Raw genomic sequence first — 17993 nt, forward strand, 5'->3', positions numbered from 1 at the left:
ATGGTGATGAATATGTTTCTAATTATCAGGTGGCTAATCCGGAGACTAGCGGATATTCATGGTGCGCGACAACTCCGGGATGTCAGTAATATCAACGCCTTTGATCATCTCGGCCGGGTGCGCCGCGCGGTGTAAAAGAATGCTCAGCCCCGCCAGCAACGCAGGCAGCGCCAGAATAATAAAGATCATGTTTTGGCCGGAGAAAACGCCCAGCAGAACGCCGCCCATCGATGAACTGATAATCGCGCCGCTGCGGCCGATACCGTGCATCCAGCAGACGCCGGTGGCACGCATTTCGGTCGGATAGAAGGCCGGAGAAAACGCCTGCAAACCGGTCTGTGCGCCGTTAATACACACACCGCTGATGAACACCAGCAGGGCGAGAATATCCGGGCCAAAGTTGCCAATACCTTGCGACAGCAGGCTGACCACGCCCATCATGTAGAAACCCGCAATGACACGTTTGGCGGTGAATCTGTCCATCAGCCCGCCGACCATCAGGCCGCCGAAAGTGCCGCCCAACTGGAACAAACCGGCGACGATAGCCGCGCGTTCCAGCGAGAAACCGCCGTTACGCATAATGGTTGGCAACCAGCCGTTGAGCAGATAAATCACGAACAGGCCCATGAAGTAAGTGACCCACAACACCATCGTGCCTTTGGCGTAGCCATTGGTGAAAAGCTGGAATACTTTGGCTTTTTTCTGAATAACCGGCGCCTTGAGCACAAATTTGGTTCCTTCGCTGAAAACACCCCCGGCGCGGGTCAGCACTTTGGCAATTTTTTCTTTCGCGACGTTACGCACCACCATGTACATGGCGGATTCCGGCAGGATCCACAGCAGTAACGGCAGCATCAGCAGCGGCAAAATCCCACCGGCAAAAATCACCGCTTTCCAGCCAAAGTGCGGCAACAGACCGGCCGCGACAAATCCCCCCGCGCCGGAACCGACGTTAAAGCCGCTGTACATCACAGTGATCATCAGGCTGCGGCGGCGTTCGGGCATGTATTCCGACACCAGCGTCACGGTATTAGGCATGACCGCGCCTAAGCCGAGACCGGTGAGAAAACGCAGGATTGCCATTTCCATCGGCGTGCGGGCAAAGGTGCTCAGCAGACTGAACAGGGCGAAACACAGAATCGACCACATCAGCACCCGCTTGCGGCCGAAGCGATCCGCGTTCGGTCCGGCAATCAGCGCGCCGATCGCCACGCCAAACATGGCGGCACCCAGGATCGGCCCCATTTCCGCGCGGCTGATGCCCCAGTCTTCGATCAGCGCCGGGGCGATAAAGCCCATCACCGCGGCGTCATAACCGTCGAACATGATGATGATGAAACACAGCGATAAAACCACCCATTGATATTTCGATATCGGGCGTTCATCTATCCACGTTTTCACATCCACGATGGTGTTGTTGCTCATAGGGTACGCTCTCTGTTTTTTTTATTAATATGTGATCGGATTAAAACTTTGAACAAAATTTCACTGACCGGTTAAGCACGGAGAACGGCCGTGAGAGGTTTTTATAAGTATTATTTTATTTATTAAACAGTAAGTTGGTTATTCATTCTTGTGTTTCCTGATAACCAACTTAGGGGCTGCAAAGCATGCTGTCTGCCATAAAATCATTATGCAGGTATGAGTTTTGTTTATAGGGGGCGTGCAGAAAGAGCGGCAGACAGGCTGCCGTCAGGAGAGTTTCATACAAGGGAGGTGAGTCGGGAACGTCCAGCAGGCCAGAATGCTATGCCGGCATATCCCGGAAGCAGTCGTTATCAAGGGTAATTATGGCGATTTTCTGCACCGGGCCACGCATGTTGACCTGAAAGTCGCCGCTGAAACTGATGGCGAGTTTTCCGCCCGGCATATGTACCGTGACATGGTCATCCACCAGCCCGAGTTTGCGCATCGCGCTGGCTGCCGCGCAACTGCTGCTGCCGGAAGCCAGCGTATAACCCGCGCCGCGCTCCCAGATACCGATGCTGATATTATTGCGATCAAGGACCTGCGCGAACTGCACGTTGGTACGTTTCGGGAAAATCGCCAGCGTTTCAATCTCTGAGCCGAGTTGCTTTACTAAATCCAGATCCAGTTTGTCCACCCGGATCACGCAGTGCGGATTGCCCATGGATACCAGCGTCGCACTGAGATTATGCCCGCCCGCGACGATGGGTAGCGCGAGAGCTTCATCGCCTTCTACACTGGCGGGTAAAGCGGCTGGCGAGAATTTTGCCTGCCCCATATCCACGATCACCTGATGGGCGCAGTCGGTGACTTCACAACACACTTGCCCGCCCGGTGTATTCACCAGAAACGGCTCATGCGCGACGCGGCCAATATCAAACAGATAACGGGCGTAAATACGCAGACCGTTGCCGCTTTTCTCAGCTTCTGAACCGTCAGGATTGATAATACGCAGGGAGGGGATATCTGCATCGTCATTGTCGATCAGCAAACCGTCGGAACCGATGCCGTAATGACGATCGCAGATGCGCCGGATTTGCTGGTTACTGAGCAGGGCGGCGACGCGGTGATGGCAGACCAGATAATCGTTACCCAGTCCGTGATAGCGGTGAAAAATCATAATGGCAGCTCCGGAATTATTTATTATTGTTATAAATATCATTAACAGGAAATACCAGAATTTACTTTTAACCCATGTCTGCCATAAAAAAGGAGTTGTTTATGCAGTCTTTTACCGTCCCCGTTGCATCGCCGCCGCTGGCTATCACCACATCGCGACTGATTTTGCGCCAGTGGCAGGATAAAGATTTTGAACCTTTTGCCGCCATGAACGCTGATCCGCAGGTGATGGAATTTTTCCCGTCAGTGCTGGCCCGTGAAAAAAGTGATGAAATGGCGATCCGCTGTCGGGATTTGATCACTGAACGTGGGTGGGGGATCTGGGTGGTTGAGTTACGTGAAACCGGCGAGTTTATGGGCTTCGTCGGGTTGCATACACCGGGATATAACCTGCCGTTCAACCCGTGCGTTGAAGTCGGCTGGCGTTTACGGGCGGATGCGTGGGGACAGGGTTTTTGCACCGAAGCTTCCCGCGCTGCGCTGGATGCCGGGTTTATTCAGCTAGGGCTCAACGAAATTGTGGCATTTACAGCGCTGCCGAATGTCCGCTCACAGGCAGTGATGAAAAAGCTGGGAATGGTGTGCGATCCCGAAGAGAACTTCATGCATCCGGTGATTGAGGAAGGGCACTGGTTGCGGGAACATTGTTTGTATCGGCTAAAACGGGTCTGACTCCCTCCCCTGCGAAGGGGAGGGTTGGGGTGGGGTATTAAAGATAAATCAGTGGGATACGTGACCACGCAGGCCTTTGTTTCAATACTTAAAACCCCCTCCCTGCCTCCCCCTTCGCAGGGGGAGGAGTTGAAACCAAAACTGTACGGCCATTGCAGGGAAAGGATCAAACAACTAACTCTGCATCCTCCCCAGTACCGATGCCCCCACTAATCCGCCGTCGGTCAAAAATTTCCCCGGTATCAGCAACGGTTCTGCATAAGTGTGCAGCACACCGCCGCGTACTTTCACATCCAGCGCCGCGATAAGTTCTTTTGCCGAGGCCAGCCCGCCGCCCGCGACAATACGGGAAGGGCCGAGGATGTTGACCAGCAGCGCCAGCGGTTCAGCGACCAGCCCCAGCCAGGCATTCACGGTCAGCGAACAGTCGGGATGCCCGTTCAGCCAGCCGGTGACAATCTCCAGACTGGTATTTTGCTGGCTGTGAAAATGCTGATGCAAACGTTCCATGCCACGCGCACCGCCGAGCATATCGAGGCAGCCAGTCTGGCCGCAGCCACATTTCAGGCGCGGAACGGCGTATTTTTTGTTGTCAATCGTCAGTTCCGTGCGGGTAATCGCCCCGTGTCCCCATTCGCCGGTGACGCCGCCGTGACCGCGAACGAGCTGACCGTTGATCACCAGTCCTCCGCCGACGCCGGTACCTAAAATAATCGCCGCCACGACGGACTGATGTTGCGCATTACCGGCATGGGCTTCAGCGAGGGCAAAACAATCTGCATCGTTGGCGGCGGTGACCGGGCGGTCCAGCGCAGCACTGAGATCTTGCGCCAGAGAATGTCCGGTGAACGCGGGAATGTTGGTGGCCAGCATTTCGCCGGTTTGGGGGGAGACCAGCCCGGCGGTGGAAATCGCCAGTGGTGTGCCAGCCGGTAAATCAGCGCCATACGTGTTGATCAGATTTTGCATGGCGTTAACGAAATCATTCCATGAGGCAACGGGTGTCGGCACTTTGCCGCATTCTTCCACTTCGCCGGAATAACGTGAAACACCAAATTTAATAAATGAACCGCCGATATCGGCGCAAAAAACTGCAGAACTCATGAGCGTGTGTCCAGTAAATCTCGCAGTCCGTCGCCCAGTACGTTAAAACCAAGCACGGTCAGCATAATGGCCAGACCGGGGAACAGCGAAAGGTAAATATTAATGCCGAGGAAGTTCCGGCCATCGCTCATCATGGTACCCCATTCCGGCATCGGCGGCTGCACGCCAAGCCCCAGAAATGACAGGCTGGCAGCGGCGAGAATCACCGTGCCGGCAGTCAGCGTCGATTGCACGATAATCGGCCCGATGGCATTGCGCAAAATGTAATGCACGATAATACGGTAATTTGATAAACCCAGCGCCTGCGCGGCTTCCACGTATTCCATCTGCTTTAAACCGAGCGTCAGGTTACGGCTGAGGCGTGCATATACCGGAATGGCAAACAATGAAATCGCGATCAGCAAGTTCACCAGCCCGCCGCCGAGAATACTGACCACCAGAATGGCCAGCACGATGCCCGGAAAAGCAAACAGCATGTCCATAAACCACATGATGATCATGTCGGTATAACGGCCCGCCATGCCGGCGATAATTCCCAGCGGAATGCCGATAATCATTGCCAGCCCGACGCTCAGTACCACTTCGATAATCGAAATCCGCGCACCATAAATCACTCTGGCGAAGATATCGCGGCCATAATCATCCGTACCGAACCAGTGACTTGCATTCGGAGAAAGCAGGGTATCAATCAGGTCTTGTGCGTAAGGATCGTGACGGGTGATCAATGGCGCAAACAAGCCCATCAGCACGATCAGGCTGACAATAAATCCCCCGAGAGCCACGGCCGGATGACGCCATAACCAGCGGAACAACCGCAACGTGCGCGGTTTGCGACGGGGTAATTGCGTGATAATGGCAGACATTAATCGAACCTTATTTTTGGATTCAGGAAAGCAATCAGTAATTCACCGAGCAGGTTCATTACCACCACGCCGCAGACGGCGACCAGCGCCACGCCCTGAATGACCGGATAATCGCGATAACGCACGGAATCCACCAGCAGGCGACCAATGCCCGGCCAGTTAAAGACGGATTCGGTGACGACTGCGCCGCCAATCAGGCTGCCGAAATTGAGCGCCACAATAGTGACAATCGGGATCAGCGCATTGCGAAACGCATGGCTGCAATACACGGTAGTGGCGGACAAACCTTTGGCGCGCGCGGTGCGGATATAATCTTCCGACAAGACATCCAGCATGCTGGAACGCGTCATGCGCGCCATCACCGCCATGGGTAAAACCGCCAGCGTCACGGAAGGCAGAATGTAGCTTTTCCATGATGTCGCGCCGAGCAGCGGCAGCCAGCCGAGATTGACCGAAAAGGTGTTCATTGCCATCAGCCCCAGCCAGAAGTTGGCGATGGACGCGCCGGCAATCGCCAGCAACATCACGCCAAAATCCGGCCAGCGGTTGCGGTAAACCGCGCCTATCATGCCCGCCGGAACGCCAACCGCTACAGCCAGAAAGTACGCCAGCACCGCCAGCATCAGGGTATACGGCATTCGTTCCCCGATTTCCTGCGTGACCGGCTGCTGCGACTGTAGCGAGATGCCGAGATTGCCATGCAACACATCACCGGCAAAATGCAGATATTGCGTCACCAGCGGCTGATCCAGCCCGAGACGAACGCGCATGGCATCGACCGCTTCCTGCGTCGCTTCAGGCCCGGCCATCAGACGCGCCGGATCGCCCGGCAGCGCGCGGATGGACACAAAAATCAGCATCGACACCCCGATCAGGATGACCGGGAAGGCGATGAGCTTTTTGGCAAGATAGGCTTTCATGGCTATTTTCCACTGTAGATACTGCGGTTATTTTTTCTGTGCATCTTTCACCACAATTTGTCCACCCGGGATCATCGTGACACCTGAAATATTCGTGCCGGTGGCGTACAAATCATTCTGGTAATACAACAGCACCTGCGGTGCCTGTTGGTTAATTTCTTTCTGGGCGTCAACGTAAATCGCGTTGCGGGTGTTTTCATCCAGCGTTGAGGCGGCTTTGTCTAACATGTCGTCCAGTTTCGGGTCACTGAAGAAGCCCAGATTTGCGCCGCCGGGTGCGAAGCTTTTGCTGTAATACAGCGGACGGAGTTGCAGATCTGCGCCGTTGGCGCCGGAAGACCAGGAAGCCAGCACCGCACCGGTGTTATCGGCTTTTTTACCGGCCTGATCGGCAAACGCGGCTTTAGTCCACACGCCGCTTTCCATGATCCGCACGTCAAGTTTCACGCCGATTTTCGCCCACATGCTTTGCAGCACCTGACCGATACGGGCATCCTGGCCCTGTACGGCAATCGACATCGTGAAACCGTCAGCCACACCGGCTTCTTTGAGCAGGGCTTTGGCTTTTGCCAGATCCAGCGGATACGGGTTCAGTGTTTTGTCATAACCGGCGGTCACCGGTGCCAGCGGGGAATTCGCCGGTTGTGCGAAACCGGACATGATGGCGCGCACCAGTCCGTCGCGGTCGGTGGCATAGTTCAGTGCCTGACGGACGCGGACGTCACTCAGCGGTTTAAGGTCGGTATTCAGCGCAACCCAGAACACGGCGGCACCCGGGCTTTCATGCAAACTGAATTTAGGATTATTTTTCAGTACGCGGGCAAATTGTGGCGGCACAGGGTTGATGACGTCGGTTTCACCCGCCTGCAACGCCATGTTCATGACCGAAGGCTCAGCGCTCCAGGTCCATTTAATGTCGTCCGGTCCGGCGGCTTTATCACCCCAGTAACCCGGATATTTTTCTTCCAGCACGAATTCGCCGGTTTTGTACTGCACCATTTTGTACGGGCCGGTGCCGACCGCTTTGCTGTCCAGCGTACCGGTTTTATCCGCTGCAGGGCTGACCATCAGACAGGCGCCGGTAGTCAGTAAATTCAGGAAGGCCGGATACGGTTTTTTCAGTTTGAACACGACGGTGGAATCGTCGGTTTTGGTGACGCTGTCAAGGAAGGTGCGCAGACGTCCGCTGGCGGCCAGCCCGCGTTTGGTATCGAGATGGCGGGCAAAGTTGGCGACAACAGCGTCAGCGTTAAACGGTGTACCGTCGTGGAAAGTGACGCCACTGCGCAGTTTGAAGGTCCACACCAGCCCGCTTTCATCGCTGCTCCACGAGGTCGCCAGCGCCGCTTCCGGTTTGAGTTGCGGCGACATGCGCAGCAGACCTTCATACATTGGATCCAGTACCGTGCCGGTAAAGGTCGCGGTCTGGTTGCCCGGATCCATACTGCGCGGCGCTTCGTTTTGCATCACGTTCAGCGTGGCGGCAAACACCGGCAGCGAAAACGCGGCGAGAAGGGCGCTGCTCAGCAGCGTTAACGGTAAGGGACGCCGGATATAACGGGTAATCTTCATGTTCTGCCCTCTGCGTGAAAAATCGGATTAAGTGGCTCTGGCTCAGTCTGCCGGTTGAGTAAAACGCCGGTTTTAATGACAGTTTGTTTTAACAAAGAGATTTAACAAATAGTTCATATGAAATACTTATATCGGAACATTTAGTTTAATTTGTGAACTAATTGGCATTGATATATCCATTTCTACCGTTTAATGTCAATGCAGATGAGCGAAAACTGAGAGCGCCAAAACGAATATGCTAACAACTTTGCAACGTCAGATTTTGGGCGCAGTGAATGCCGCAGGCGGTTTAAGCCGTACCGAACTGGCGCAGTCCTCAGGAATGAGTAAAGCGGCTATCGGCGGCGTGGTACGCGAGATGATCGAGGCCGGTTTTCTGCATGAGGCAGAAACGGTGCCGGGCAGCGGACAGGGGAGACCGTCGGTACGTCTGGTCGTGCATCCTGACGGCGCGTGGTTTGCCGGTGTTTCTTTGCTGCAAAATCCGGCGCAAATGGCCCTGATCAATCTGCATGGCGAAATACTTTCGCGGGTGTCTTTTGCTGCTGATGCGGATCCGCAACAACTGGCAGCCAATATCGCCAGCGCCTTACCGGCGTTGCTCGAGCCTCATCCCGAGGCGGCAAAAAAGCTGGTCGGGCTGGGCGTGACGCTATCGGGTCTTATCGATGAACATCAGTCGACCTGCGTGCAGTCGGCGTTGCTGGGCTGGCGGGATGTGCCGCTGGCCAGGCTGATTTCGCAGGCGACAGGCATGGACGTGGCTATTGAAAATGACGCCAAAGCGCTGGCGGTAAGCGAGAAAAGTTTTGGTCAGGCGCGGGATCTGAGCAGCTTTACGCTGGTCAGCCACGGGGCGGGGATTGGCAGCGCGCATTTCATCGCCGGGCAATTGCATCGTGGTTTACACGGCGGTGCAGGGGAGATCGCGCACTGCACGCTGGAGCTGAACGGTTCTCCATGCCGCTGCGGCAAGCGCGGTTGTCTCGACACGCTGGCCTCCCTCAATGCTATTGCGGAAATGGCCAAAGCTGAAGGGCTGGATGCTTCCACGATCGGCGGGCTGGAACAACTGGCGATGCAGGGCCAGACGGCGGCAATCCGTATTTTGCACCGTGCCGGTTCTGCGCTGGGCCTGGCGATATCGCATCTGATTCAAATCAATGACCCGGACCTGATCCTGATTGCCCATCAGGATGCCGATTTTTCCGGGCTGTTCGGCACGGTTGTACATCAGTCTGTTGAAGCCAATGTGTTGCCGGGCAACGCCGGTAAAACACCGGTTCGTACTTTTACCCTAAACGACGACACCTGGGCGCGCGCGGCGGCGAGTATAGCCGCACATCGCTTTCTGGTTGGTCTGAAGCCTGTCTGAGGAATGAGCAACATGCGTATAGCGGTCAGCGGTATCCATATTGAATGCAGCACTTACAATCCGGTGCTTAACGAGGAAAAGGATTTCACCGTCGTGCGTGATGCGCAGTTACTGGCATCACCGCGCTTTCGTTTTTTGCAGGACTATCCTGCGACGTTTTTACCGACAATTCACGCCCGTGCTATTGCCGGTGGTCCGGTAGCGCGTGCGACGTACGATAAATTCAAAGCGGAAATGCTGGCGGGTCTGGAGGCGCGAAAACCGTTCGACGGTTTGTATCTGGCGATGCACGGCGCGATGTATGTTGAAGGGCTGGAGGATGCCGAAGGTGACTGGATTGCCGCGGCGCGTAAAGCCGTCGGGCCGGATTGCCCGATCAGCGTCAGTTATGATCTGCACGGCAACGTGTCACAACGCATTATTGACGCCATTGATATGTTTTCGACCTACCGCACTGCGCCGCATATTGATGTGGAAGAAACCATGCGCCGTTCTGTCGCCATGCTGGTAAAGCATCTGCAAACCGGCGTAAAACCGACGCTGCTGTGGGTGCCGGTACCGGTGGTGTTACCCGGTGAGCGCACCAGCACGGAAGATGAACCGGCAAAAAGTTTGTACGCCCGTTTGCCGGAAATGGATGAAGTTGACGGCGTGTGGGACAGCTCACTGATGGTGGGTTATGTGTGGGCGGATGAGCCGCGTGCGACGGCGGCGGTGATCATGACCGGCACCGACCGTACTGTGCTGGAGCAGCAGGCCACTCAACTGGCACAGGCTTACTGGGACGCACGGGAAGATTTTGTGTTCGGCTGCGAAACCGACACCGTTGAGGCCTGTGTGAAAAAAGCGATTGCCAGTGAAACGCGGCCGGTGGTGCTGGCGGATTCCGGCGATAATCCGACAGGTGGCGGTGTCGGTGACCGCGCGGATGTGTTGCAGGAACTGATCAAACAGTATGCGCAGAATACCATTGTGGCCGGGATTGCTGATGCACCGGCAACCGATGCCGCATTCAATGCCGGTGTCGGGTCAATACTGACGCTGACACTTGGCGCGTCGCTCGATCATTCCAGCCCGCAGGTGAAAGGTGAATTTGAAGTCGTCTTCCTGCTTGACGCACTGGCACCGGCTGACCGTCAGGCCGTGCTGCGCATTGGCGGAATTGATGTGGTGGTGTCGGCGCGCCGCCGCCCGTATCACAACATCAGCGACTTTACCGTGCTGGAACTGGATCCGCATACCGCGGACATTGTTGTCGTGAAATCCGGCTATCTGTCACCGGAACTGGCACCGATTGCCAGCCCGAACCTGATGGCGCTGTCGAATGGCGTGGTCGATCAGTTTGTCGAACGCCTGCCACGCCATCGCAAACCGCGTAAAACGTTCCCGTTTGACCGTGACTTCAGCTACGTGCCGCAGGTGCAGCTTTCCTCCAGGAGCAAATGAAATGACCCCGACCACCGGACAACCGGAAAACCGTCAGCCCGTGCTGAGCGTGAAACATCTCACTACCTCGTTTCGCGGCGAAGACGACTGGCTGCCGGTGGTACGCGATTTGTCGTTTGATGTCTATCCCGGCGAAACGCTGGCGATCGTCGGCGAATCCGGTTCGGGAAAAAGCGTGACGTCGTTGTCGGTGATGCGCTTGCTGAAAGCACAAAGCAGCCGGATTGAGGGTGAAGTCTGGCTGAATCAGCGCAGTTTGCTGGCGCTTTCGGATAAGCAGATGCGTGATATTCGCGGCAATGACATGGCGATGATTTTCCAGGAGCCAATGACGTCGCTCAATCCTACATTCAGTATCGGCAGGCAAATCGCCGAAAGTCTCAAACGGCACCGGGGCATGTCATCTTCCGAAGCGCGGGCAGAAACTCTGCGGTTGCTGGAAAAAGTCCGTATTCCCAATGCAACCAAAAGGTTTGATGAATATCCCCATCAGTTTTCCGGCGGCATGCGCCAGCGCGTGATGATCGCCATGGCGCTGGCGCTGAAACCGAAATTATTGATTGCCGACGAACCCACGACCGCGCTGGATGTGACCATTCAGGGACAGATTCTGGATTTGATCAAGACGTTGCAGGAAGAAGAAGGGATGGCGGTGTTGTTTATCACGCACGATATGGGCGTGGTGGCGGAAATCGCTGACCGCACGCTGGTGATGTATCGTGGTGAAGCGGTGGAAAGCGGGGTGACGGAGGATATTTTCCATCGCCCGCAACATCCTTATACCCGTGCTTTGCTGGCCGCCGTGCCGAAACTCGGGTCGATGCAGGGGCGTGACTGGCCGTTGCGTTTTCCGCAAATCAATCTGCAAACCGGTGAGGCAAGCGTGCCGGGGGAAGTGGCAGGAACGGTCGCTTCGGGGCTGACGCCATTGCTCTCGGTGAAAAATCTCAGCGCACGTTTCCCGGTGTATGGCGGCATCTTCAGCCGTCAGGTCGGTGCGGTACATGCGGTAGAAAACATCAGCTTTGATTTATTCCAGGGTGAAACGCTGTCGCTGGTGGGGGAATCCGGTTGCGGAAAATCCACTACCGGCCGCGCGGTAACACGGCTGCTGAAACCACACAGCGGCGCGATTGATTTCGACGGTTTTGATGTGATGAATCTGGGCAAGCGCGATATTTTACAGATGCGGCAGCGGATTCAGATGATATTCCAGGATCCGTTTGCCAGCCTGAATCCGCGTATGCGTATTGGTGACGCGCTGATTGAACCGATGCTGCAACATAAACTGCATAACCGCAGCGATGCAAAAGAGAAAGCCGCGTCGTTACTGCAAAAAGTCGGACTGTCGCCGGACATGCTGCGCCGCTTTCCGCACGAGTTTTCCGGTGGTCAGCGCCAGCGGATTTGTATTGCGCGCGCGCTGACGCTCGATCCGAAAGTGATTGTCGCGGATGAATCAGTCTCCGCGCTGGATGTGTCGGTGAAAGCGCAGGTGGTGAATTTACTGTTCGATTTGCAGGAGAGCATGAATCTGTCGTACCTGTTTATTTCGCATGATATGGCGGTGGTCGAGCGGGTGAGTCATCGCGTGGCGGTGATGTATCTCGGGGAGATTGTGGAGATTGGCCCGCGTGCGGCGATATTCGATAATCCTCAGCATGCCTATACGCGAAAACTGATGGCGTCAGTGCCGGTGCCGGATCCGTCGCGCAGAATGCTTAAGCGGCAAATGCAGGTCGATGAGCTGAAAAGCCCGGTGCGCGATAACGGCTATATTCCGCCGCAAAGGCAATATCAGGAAGTCTCAGCAGGGCATTTTGTTCAGGTTTGATAGTTAACTGTAAAGGGACTTTGTACAGAAGGGACTGAGTGGACAACTCGGGAAGATGGTGGTGGGGGAAGGATTACTCGGCCACTGGCCTCGCCCTGCGGGTCGTTGCTGCGCAACGCTGTCTCGCTTCGCTCGGCTCGAACCTTCGTGTCGAAGATTCTTCACCCTTCCCGCTCTGAGTTTTATTTTAGTTTGGGAATTTTTGGAAGGTGCGGTTGCACATAGAAGATGGTGGTGGGGGAAGGATTCGAACCTTCGAAGTCGATGACGGCAGATTTACAGTCTGCTCCCTTTGGCCGCTCGGGAACCCCACCACAACTTTTGTGGCATTTACTACATACTTCTTGGCCAAAACCATCATGTGCTACATGGATGATTTTTGTCGCTGCAGCGGTTAGCTGCGAACGGGGCGCATAATACCAAATGATTCGAAGGTGTAAAGCGCTGAAAGCGATAATAAAGTTCGTTTGCGGATTTTTTGCGCTTAACGGTGCTTCTCTGAGCGAAAAGCACCGTCAGAAGGCGGATTACAGAATGACAGTGCGGTTGCCGTAAACAAAGACACGCTGCGCCAGCACGCGATATAAGGCACGGCTGAGCACGTTTTTCTCAACGTCGCGACCGGCGCGCATCATATCTTCCGCCGTATAAGTATGATCGACGTTAATCACGTCCTGCATGATGATCGGGCCTTCATCCAGGTTGTCATTCACGTAGTGCGCGGTAGCACCAATCAGTTTCACGCCGCGCTCATACGCCTGATGATACGGGCGGGCGCCAATAAATGCCGGCAGGAATGAGTGGTGAATGTTGATCACCTGATGCGGATAATGCTGCACAAAGCCCGGCGTCAGCACGCGCATGTATTTAGCCAGCACCACATAATCAGGCTGATACTGGTCGATTTGCGCAATCATTGCGCTGTCGTGCTGTTCGCGGGTCAGGCCGTCATGACTGACCAGATGGAACGGAATATCAAAACGCTCGACCAGCGTTTGCAGAGTGTCGTGATTACCGATCACCGCAGCGATTTCGACATCCAGACCGCCGTAAGCCGCTTTCATCAGCAGATCGCCCAGACAATGGGCTTCTTTGGTGACCAGGATAACAATGCGGCGGCGTCCGGTGCTGTTGAGTTCGCGCACGGAACCCGCAGGCAGCGCGCTGTCAAGATCGGCCAGCAGCGTGGTGTCGTTGAAAATCCCTTCCAGCTCGGTACGCATAAAGAAGCGTCCGGTGCGGTGATCGACGAATTCGTTGTTTTGCACGATATTAAGTTCGTGCTTGTAGCAAATATTGGTAATTTTGGCGATCAGACCTTTTGCGTCAGGGCAAATGGTGCGTAGTACCTTGGTTTGTACGTTCTGTTGCGGCATGAGGTTGTGGATCCTGTCCAAGACTTAAAATAGTACGGTTGAATTATTTACCGCAGCACTTCTTATATTTTTTACCCGATCCGCACGGGCAGGCGTCATTGCGTCCTGTCTGCGGTTTAATTCCGTCGATATAGTACCAGCGTTCGTTCAAACGAAGAAATCGCGAACGCTCATGGATCAGATGAATATGTTCGTCGCCGGTTTCGGTAAATCGTGCAGCAAACTCAACGAAACCTTCATCAGCATTGCGTCCCTCTGACTGAGCGATCACCTGTAAACCTTGCCAGTGCGTACTGGTAAAGCCTTCCTGTAAACTTTCACGCCAGCGCCCGGGTTGACAATCCGGATGCCAGGTGGCGATCAGATAACTCGCATTTTTCAGGACGTAGGCGGTGTAGCGCGAGCGCATCAGCGCAGACGGTGTCGGCGCCACCTTACACTCAGCGATGTATGGCTGGCAGCACTCTTCGAAAGAAAGGTTGCTGCAGCATGGGCAAAGTTCTGACACGGAAACTCCTGAATTGCAGGGCTTATAAATTTAACAACGCAGGTTGCGCTATTGAATGCACCAAACCGATATGTTACCTAACAAACTCGCCGGGTGACAACGCGCTTGCCCGTTGATTCTAATGCTATGCGCAATATAAGGTCATCAGATGAGCAGAAAAGTCACCATTGGTCTTGCCCTTGGCTCGGGAGCCGCGAAAGGGTGGGCACACATTGGCGTGATTAATGCCCTGAAGGAAATGGATATCGACGTTGATGTCGTCGCCGGTTGTTCAGTTGGCGCACTGGTCGGCGCGGCCTACGCCAGTAACAGATTGCCTGCAATAGAAAGCTGGGTTCGCTCGTTCAGTTACTGGGATGTGCTGCGACTGATGGACTTTTCGTGGAAGCGCGGAGGATTGCTGCGTGGAGAGCGTGTGTTCAATGCCGTGGGGCAGTTGATCCGCATTGATGAGTTTGAAAAGTGCTCGAAGAAGTTTGGCGCAGTCGCCACCAATCTGAGTACCGGTCGCGAATTGTGGCTGACAAAAGGGGACTTGCATGAGGCTATCCGCGCCTCGTGCAGTATGCCCGGCCTGCTGGCACCGGTCTGGCACAACGGTTACTGGCTGGTTGATGGGGCGGTGGTGAATCCGGTGCCCATTTCGCTGACTCGCGCACTTGGCGCTGATATCGTTATCGCCGTTGATCTCCAGCACGACGCGCATCTGATGCAGCAGGATTTGCTGACGGTACAACCGACCGGCGAAGCACTGGATACTGAGAAAGAAGTGAGCTGGCGTGACAGAATACGTCAGCGTTTAACCCGTCCAAATGCCAGAAAACCCAACGTCAGCCCCTCGGCGATGGAAATTATGTCAACGTCCATTCAGGTGCTGGAAAACCGCCTCAAACGTAATCGCATGGCAGGCGACCCGCCGGATGTGTTGATCCAGCCTTATTGCCCGCAAATTTCGACGCTGGACTTCCATCGGGCAGAAGAAGCGATCGAGGCAGGCCGTCTTGCCGTTGAAAAACAGAGAGAGCAATTGCTACCCCTGATTAAAAATAGACAGTTCTGAATGGCTTAAAATGTGTTTGGCCTAATCTGACAATTCTGCCAAGCAAAAACAGGCTTTATGAGCCACTATTAGAATAAGAAATTCTGGGGGACCCTGATGGACAAGCCACTTACAAGCAAGCATATTCTCATCGTTGAAGACGAAGCCGTCTTCCGATCCATACTTGCTGGCTATGTAAGTTCCCTCGGTGCGACATTTACGGAAGCCGAAAATGGCCTTGAGGCTTTGTCTCTGGTCGAAGATTACCCGCCTGACCTGATTCTCTGCGATTTGGCGATGCCTGAGATGGGCGGTATGGAGTTCGTCGAAAACCTGCGATTACAGGGAAATAAAATCCCTGTTCTGGTGATCTCCGCCACGGATAAAATGACCGACGTTGCATCAATGCTGCGACTCGGCGTGGAAGATGTTCTTCTCAAACCGATCAGCGATCTCAACCGGTTACGCGAAGCGCTGCTTTCGTCTTTATACCCGAAGCTTTTTTCATCACAGGCGATGGAGGAAAGCTCGCTGGTTCAGGACTGGGAAGCGCTGTGCCGCAACCCTAATGAAGCACAGCGTTTGTTGCAGGAATTACAGCCACCGGTTCAGCAGAGGCTGGCGCATTGCCGCATCAACTACCGGCAACTGACATCAGCGGAAAGTCCGGGACTGGTGCTGGATATCGCCGCGCTTTCCTCCAAAGATCTCGGTTTCTATTGTCTGGACGTGACCCGTGCCAACGAAAATGGCGTACTGGCGGCGTTATTGTTGCGTGCTATTTTTAACAGCTTATTACGTGAGCACTTAAGTAATCAGCATCAGCGGTTGCCACAAATGTCGACGCTGCTTAAACAGGTCAACCATTTATTCAAGCAGGCAAATCTCGAAGGACAATTCCCGTTGCTGCTTGGTTATTATCATGCCGGGTATAAGAATCTCATTCTGGTTTCTGCGGGATTACATGCCAACGTGAATACCGGCACCAATATGATTCAGCTCAGCAATGGTGTGCCGCTCGGCACCACTGGCGCAACATACTCCAATCAAATCAGTCAGAAATGTGATGCCTGGCAATGTCAGGTCTGGGGTTCGGGTGGTCGTCTGAGATTAATGCTGTCTGTTGATTGAGCAAATTTATTACTATTGATAATAATTTATTAATAATCCTGAGCATTTTTCCCACACGTTTTTTTGTCTTCCCACTTTATTTCAATCTTCTAAGATGTATCTCAATGCAAAATATGCCTTTGCAGGCGCACTTGCGGCTGAAACTGGTATAATCCGTTCCGGTAAATTTGGCTGTCTATTTTACATTGTTTAAAATAACAAATAGGAATTCGCTGATGAAAGTAACAGTTTTTGGTATCGGTTACGTCGGACTTGTTCAGGCGGCGGTTCTTGCTGAAGTTGGGCATGAAGTTTTGTGTATCGATGTAGATGCAAAGAAAGTAGAAAACCTGAAAAACGGGCAGATCCCAATTTTTGAACCGGGCCTGACGCCGCTGGTTCAGAGCAACTATGAAGCAGGGCGCTTGCTTTTCAGTACCAATGCGGCTGACGGTGTAGCGCATGCAACGGTACAATTTATCGCGGTGGGTACTCCACCGGATGAAGACGGTTCCGCTGATCTGAAATATGTGACTGCCGTGGCGCGTACGATTGCTGAGTACATGACCGAACCCAAAGTGGTCATTGATAAATCCACCGTTCCGGTCGGTACTGCGGACAAGGTCCGTGCAGTAATGACCGAGAAACTCAAAGAACGTGGTGCAGATATCAACTTTGATGTGGTATCAAACCCTGAATTCCTCAAAGAAGGTGCAGCAGTCGCAGACTGTATGCGACCTGAACGTATTGTCATCGGTACTGATAACCCGGATGCTATTGATCCGATCCGTGAACTTTACGAACCTTTCAATCGTAATCACGATCGTATGATCCTGATGGATATCCGCAGTGCAGAGCTGACCAAATATGCCGCTAACTGTATGCTGGCGACCAAAATCAGTTTCATGAATGAAATGTCTAATCTGGCAGAAATGCTCGGTGCGGATATCGAGAAAGTCCGCCAGGGTATCGGTTCTGATTCACGCATTGGCTACCACTTTATCTACCCTGGCTGCGGCTACGGCGGTTCGTGTTTCCCTAAAGACGTCCAGGCGTTGATCCGTACTGCTGAGCATATTGGCTATCAGCCTAAATTGTTGCAGGCGGTAGAACAGGTCAATTACCAGCAAAAATATAAATTGCCTGCTTTCATTCAGCGCCATTTTGGCGATGACCTGAAAGGGAAAACCTTTGCACTGTGGGGGCTGTCATTTAAGCCTAATACCGATGATATGCGTGAAGCATCGAGTCGCGTATTAATGGAACAACTCTGGGCTGCAGGCGCGAAAATCAAAGCCTATGATCCTGAAGCGATGAATGAAACGCAGCGGATCTATGGTCACCGTGATGATCTGGAATTGATGGGCACCAAAGAAGCGGCATTGCACAATGCTGATGCGTTGATTATTTGTACGGAGTGGCAGAATTTCCGTGCCCCTGATTTTGATGTGATCAAAAAAGCATTAAAAGAGCCGGTTATCTTTGATGGTCGTAATTTATTCGATCCTGAACGTTTGGAGAAACGCGGATTTACTTACTACGGCATAGGTCGTGGCGCATCAATCAATCCGGTTCTGTAAGGAGTTTT

Annotated in this window: 15 protein-coding genes, 1 tRNA gene and 1 other RNA gene; 7 read left to right on the top strand and 10 right to left on the bottom strand. The window is 53.9% G+C overall.

What is annotated here, in order from left to right:
* Window positions 1-45: 45 nt before the first annotated feature.
* Complete coding sequence (locus tag HGO41_RS14115) at window positions 46-1425, bottom strand: MFS transporter (RefSeq protein ID WP_013575966.1); 1380 nt, start codon at window positions 1423-1425, stop codon at window positions 46-48.
* A gap of 322 nt (window positions 1426-1747) precedes the next feature.
* Window positions 1748-2587: a diaminopimelate epimerase gene (dapF, locus tag HGO41_RS14120; RefSeq protein ID WP_250981152.1), complete on the bottom strand. Its 840-nt coding sequence runs from the start codon at window positions 2585-2587 to the stop codon at window positions 1748-1750.
* 101 nt (window positions 2588-2688) lie between these two features.
* On the opposite strand from dapF, the gene HGO41_RS14125 reads away from it, so the two are divergent.
* A complete protein-coding gene (locus HGO41_RS14125; protein ID WP_112152533.1) occupies window positions 2689-3258 on the top strand; it encodes a GNAT family N-acetyltransferase in 570 nt (189 codons plus the stop codon).
* 174 nt (window positions 3259-3432) lie between these two features.
* Here the strand turns inward: HGO41_RS14125 and HGO41_RS14130 are convergent, their stop codons facing one another.
* From HGO41_RS14130 to HGO41_RS14145, 4 genes are read right to left on the bottom strand one after another with little or no spacing between them, the layout of a single operon-like run.
* Window positions 3433-4362 (bottom strand): ROK family protein, encoded by a 930-nt coding sequence (locus HGO41_RS14130; protein WP_223510191.1) that lies wholly within the window; start codon window positions 4360-4362, stop codon window positions 3433-3435.
* Complete coding sequence (locus tag HGO41_RS14135) at window positions 4359-5225, bottom strand: ABC transporter permease (protein WP_121019210.1); 867 nt, start codon at window positions 5223-5225, stop codon at window positions 4359-4361. Before HGO41_RS14135 ends, HGO41_RS14130 begins: the two co-directional genes overlap by 4 nt.
* Window positions 5225-6145, bottom strand: coding sequence for an ABC transporter permease (locus HGO41_RS14140; RefSeq protein ID WP_013575961.1), 921 nt, complete (start codon window positions 6143-6145; stop codon window positions 5225-5227). Before HGO41_RS14140 ends, HGO41_RS14135 begins: the two co-directional genes overlap by 1 nt.
* Before the next feature lie 27 nt (window positions 6146-6172).
* The gene (locus HGO41_RS14145; RefSeq protein ID WP_013575960.1) at window positions 6173-7717 is read right to left on the bottom strand and encodes an ABC transporter substrate-binding protein; all 1545 of its coding nucleotides are present in this window, start codon (window positions 7715-7717) and stop codon (window positions 6173-6175) included.
* A gap of 235 nt (window positions 7718-7952) precedes the next feature.
* Here HGO41_RS14145 and HGO41_RS14150 point away from each other — a divergent pair, with 235 nt between their 5' ends.
* The 3 genes from HGO41_RS14150 to HGO41_RS14160 are packed head-to-tail and all read left to right on the top strand — an operon-like array spanning window position 7953 to window position 12372.
* Entirely contained in the window at window positions 7953-9092 is a 1140-nt protein-coding gene (locus HGO41_RS14150) for an ROK family transcriptional regulator (protein WP_013575959.1), read from the top strand.
* A 12-nt stretch (window positions 9093-9104) separates the two neighbouring features.
* Window positions 9105-10538 (top strand): M81 family metallopeptidase, encoded by a 1434-nt coding sequence (locus tag HGO41_RS14155; protein WP_015690073.1) that lies wholly within the window; start codon window positions 9105-9107, stop codon window positions 10536-10538.
* A 1-nt stretch (window position 10539) separates the two neighbouring features.
* Window positions 10540-12372, top strand: coding sequence for an ABC transporter ATP-binding protein (locus tag HGO41_RS14160; protein WP_250981153.1), 1833 nt, complete (start codon window positions 10540-10542; stop codon window positions 12370-12372).
* Between the two features lie 56 nt (window positions 12373-12428).
* On the opposite strand, the gene HGO41_RS14165 is transcribed toward HGO41_RS14160, so the two are convergent.
* From HGO41_RS14165 to HGO41_RS14180, 4 genes are all read right to left on the bottom strand, one after another.
* Window positions 12429-12558, bottom strand: a non-coding RNA gene (locus HGO41_RS14165) — RtT sRNA.
* Between the two features lie 43 nt (window positions 12559-12601).
* A tRNA-Tyr gene (locus tag HGO41_RS14170) sits at window positions 12602-12686 on the bottom strand.
* Between the two features lie 213 nt (window positions 12687-12899).
* Window positions 12900-13748, bottom strand: coding sequence for a formyltetrahydrofolate deformylase (purU, locus tag HGO41_RS14175; protein WP_013575956.1), 849 nt, complete (start codon window positions 13746-13748; stop codon window positions 12900-12902).
* A gap of 43 nt (window positions 13749-13791) precedes the next feature.
* Window positions 13792-14256 carry a YchJ family protein gene (locus HGO41_RS14180; RefSeq protein WP_013575955.1) on the bottom strand — a complete coding sequence of 155 codons (465 nt, stop codon included), beginning with the start codon at window positions 14254-14256 and terminating at the stop codon, window positions 13792-13794.
* Window positions 14257-14404: 148 nt separating this feature from the next.
* On the opposite strand from HGO41_RS14180, the gene rssA reads away from it, so the two are divergent.
* The 3 genes from rssA to HGO41_RS14195 all read left to right on the top strand — a co-directional run bounded on the left by rssA (window position 14405) and on the right by HGO41_RS14195 (window position 17985).
* On the top strand, window positions 14405-15316 hold the full coding sequence (rssA, locus tag HGO41_RS14185; protein WP_013575954.1) for a patatin-like phospholipase RssA: 912 nt from the start codon (window positions 14405-14407) through the stop codon (window positions 15314-15316).
* A 96-nt stretch (window positions 15317-15412) separates the two neighbouring features.
* Window positions 15413-16426 (top strand): two-component system response regulator RssB, encoded by a 1014-nt coding sequence (gene rssB, locus HGO41_RS14190; protein WP_013575953.1) that lies wholly within the window; start codon window positions 15413-15415, stop codon window positions 16424-16426.
* A 215-nt stretch (window positions 16427-16641) separates the two neighbouring features.
* Entirely contained in the window at window positions 16642-17985 is a 1344-nt protein-coding gene (locus tag HGO41_RS14195; RefSeq protein WP_013575952.1) for a UDP-glucose dehydrogenase family protein, read from the top strand.
* Window positions 17986-17993: the final 8 nt, after the last annotated feature.

This window comes from Rahnella sp. CG8, from assembly GCF_023701875.1.
GTDB lineage: Bacteria > Pseudomonadota > Gammaproteobacteria > Enterobacterales > Enterobacteriaceae > Rahnella > Rahnella aceris.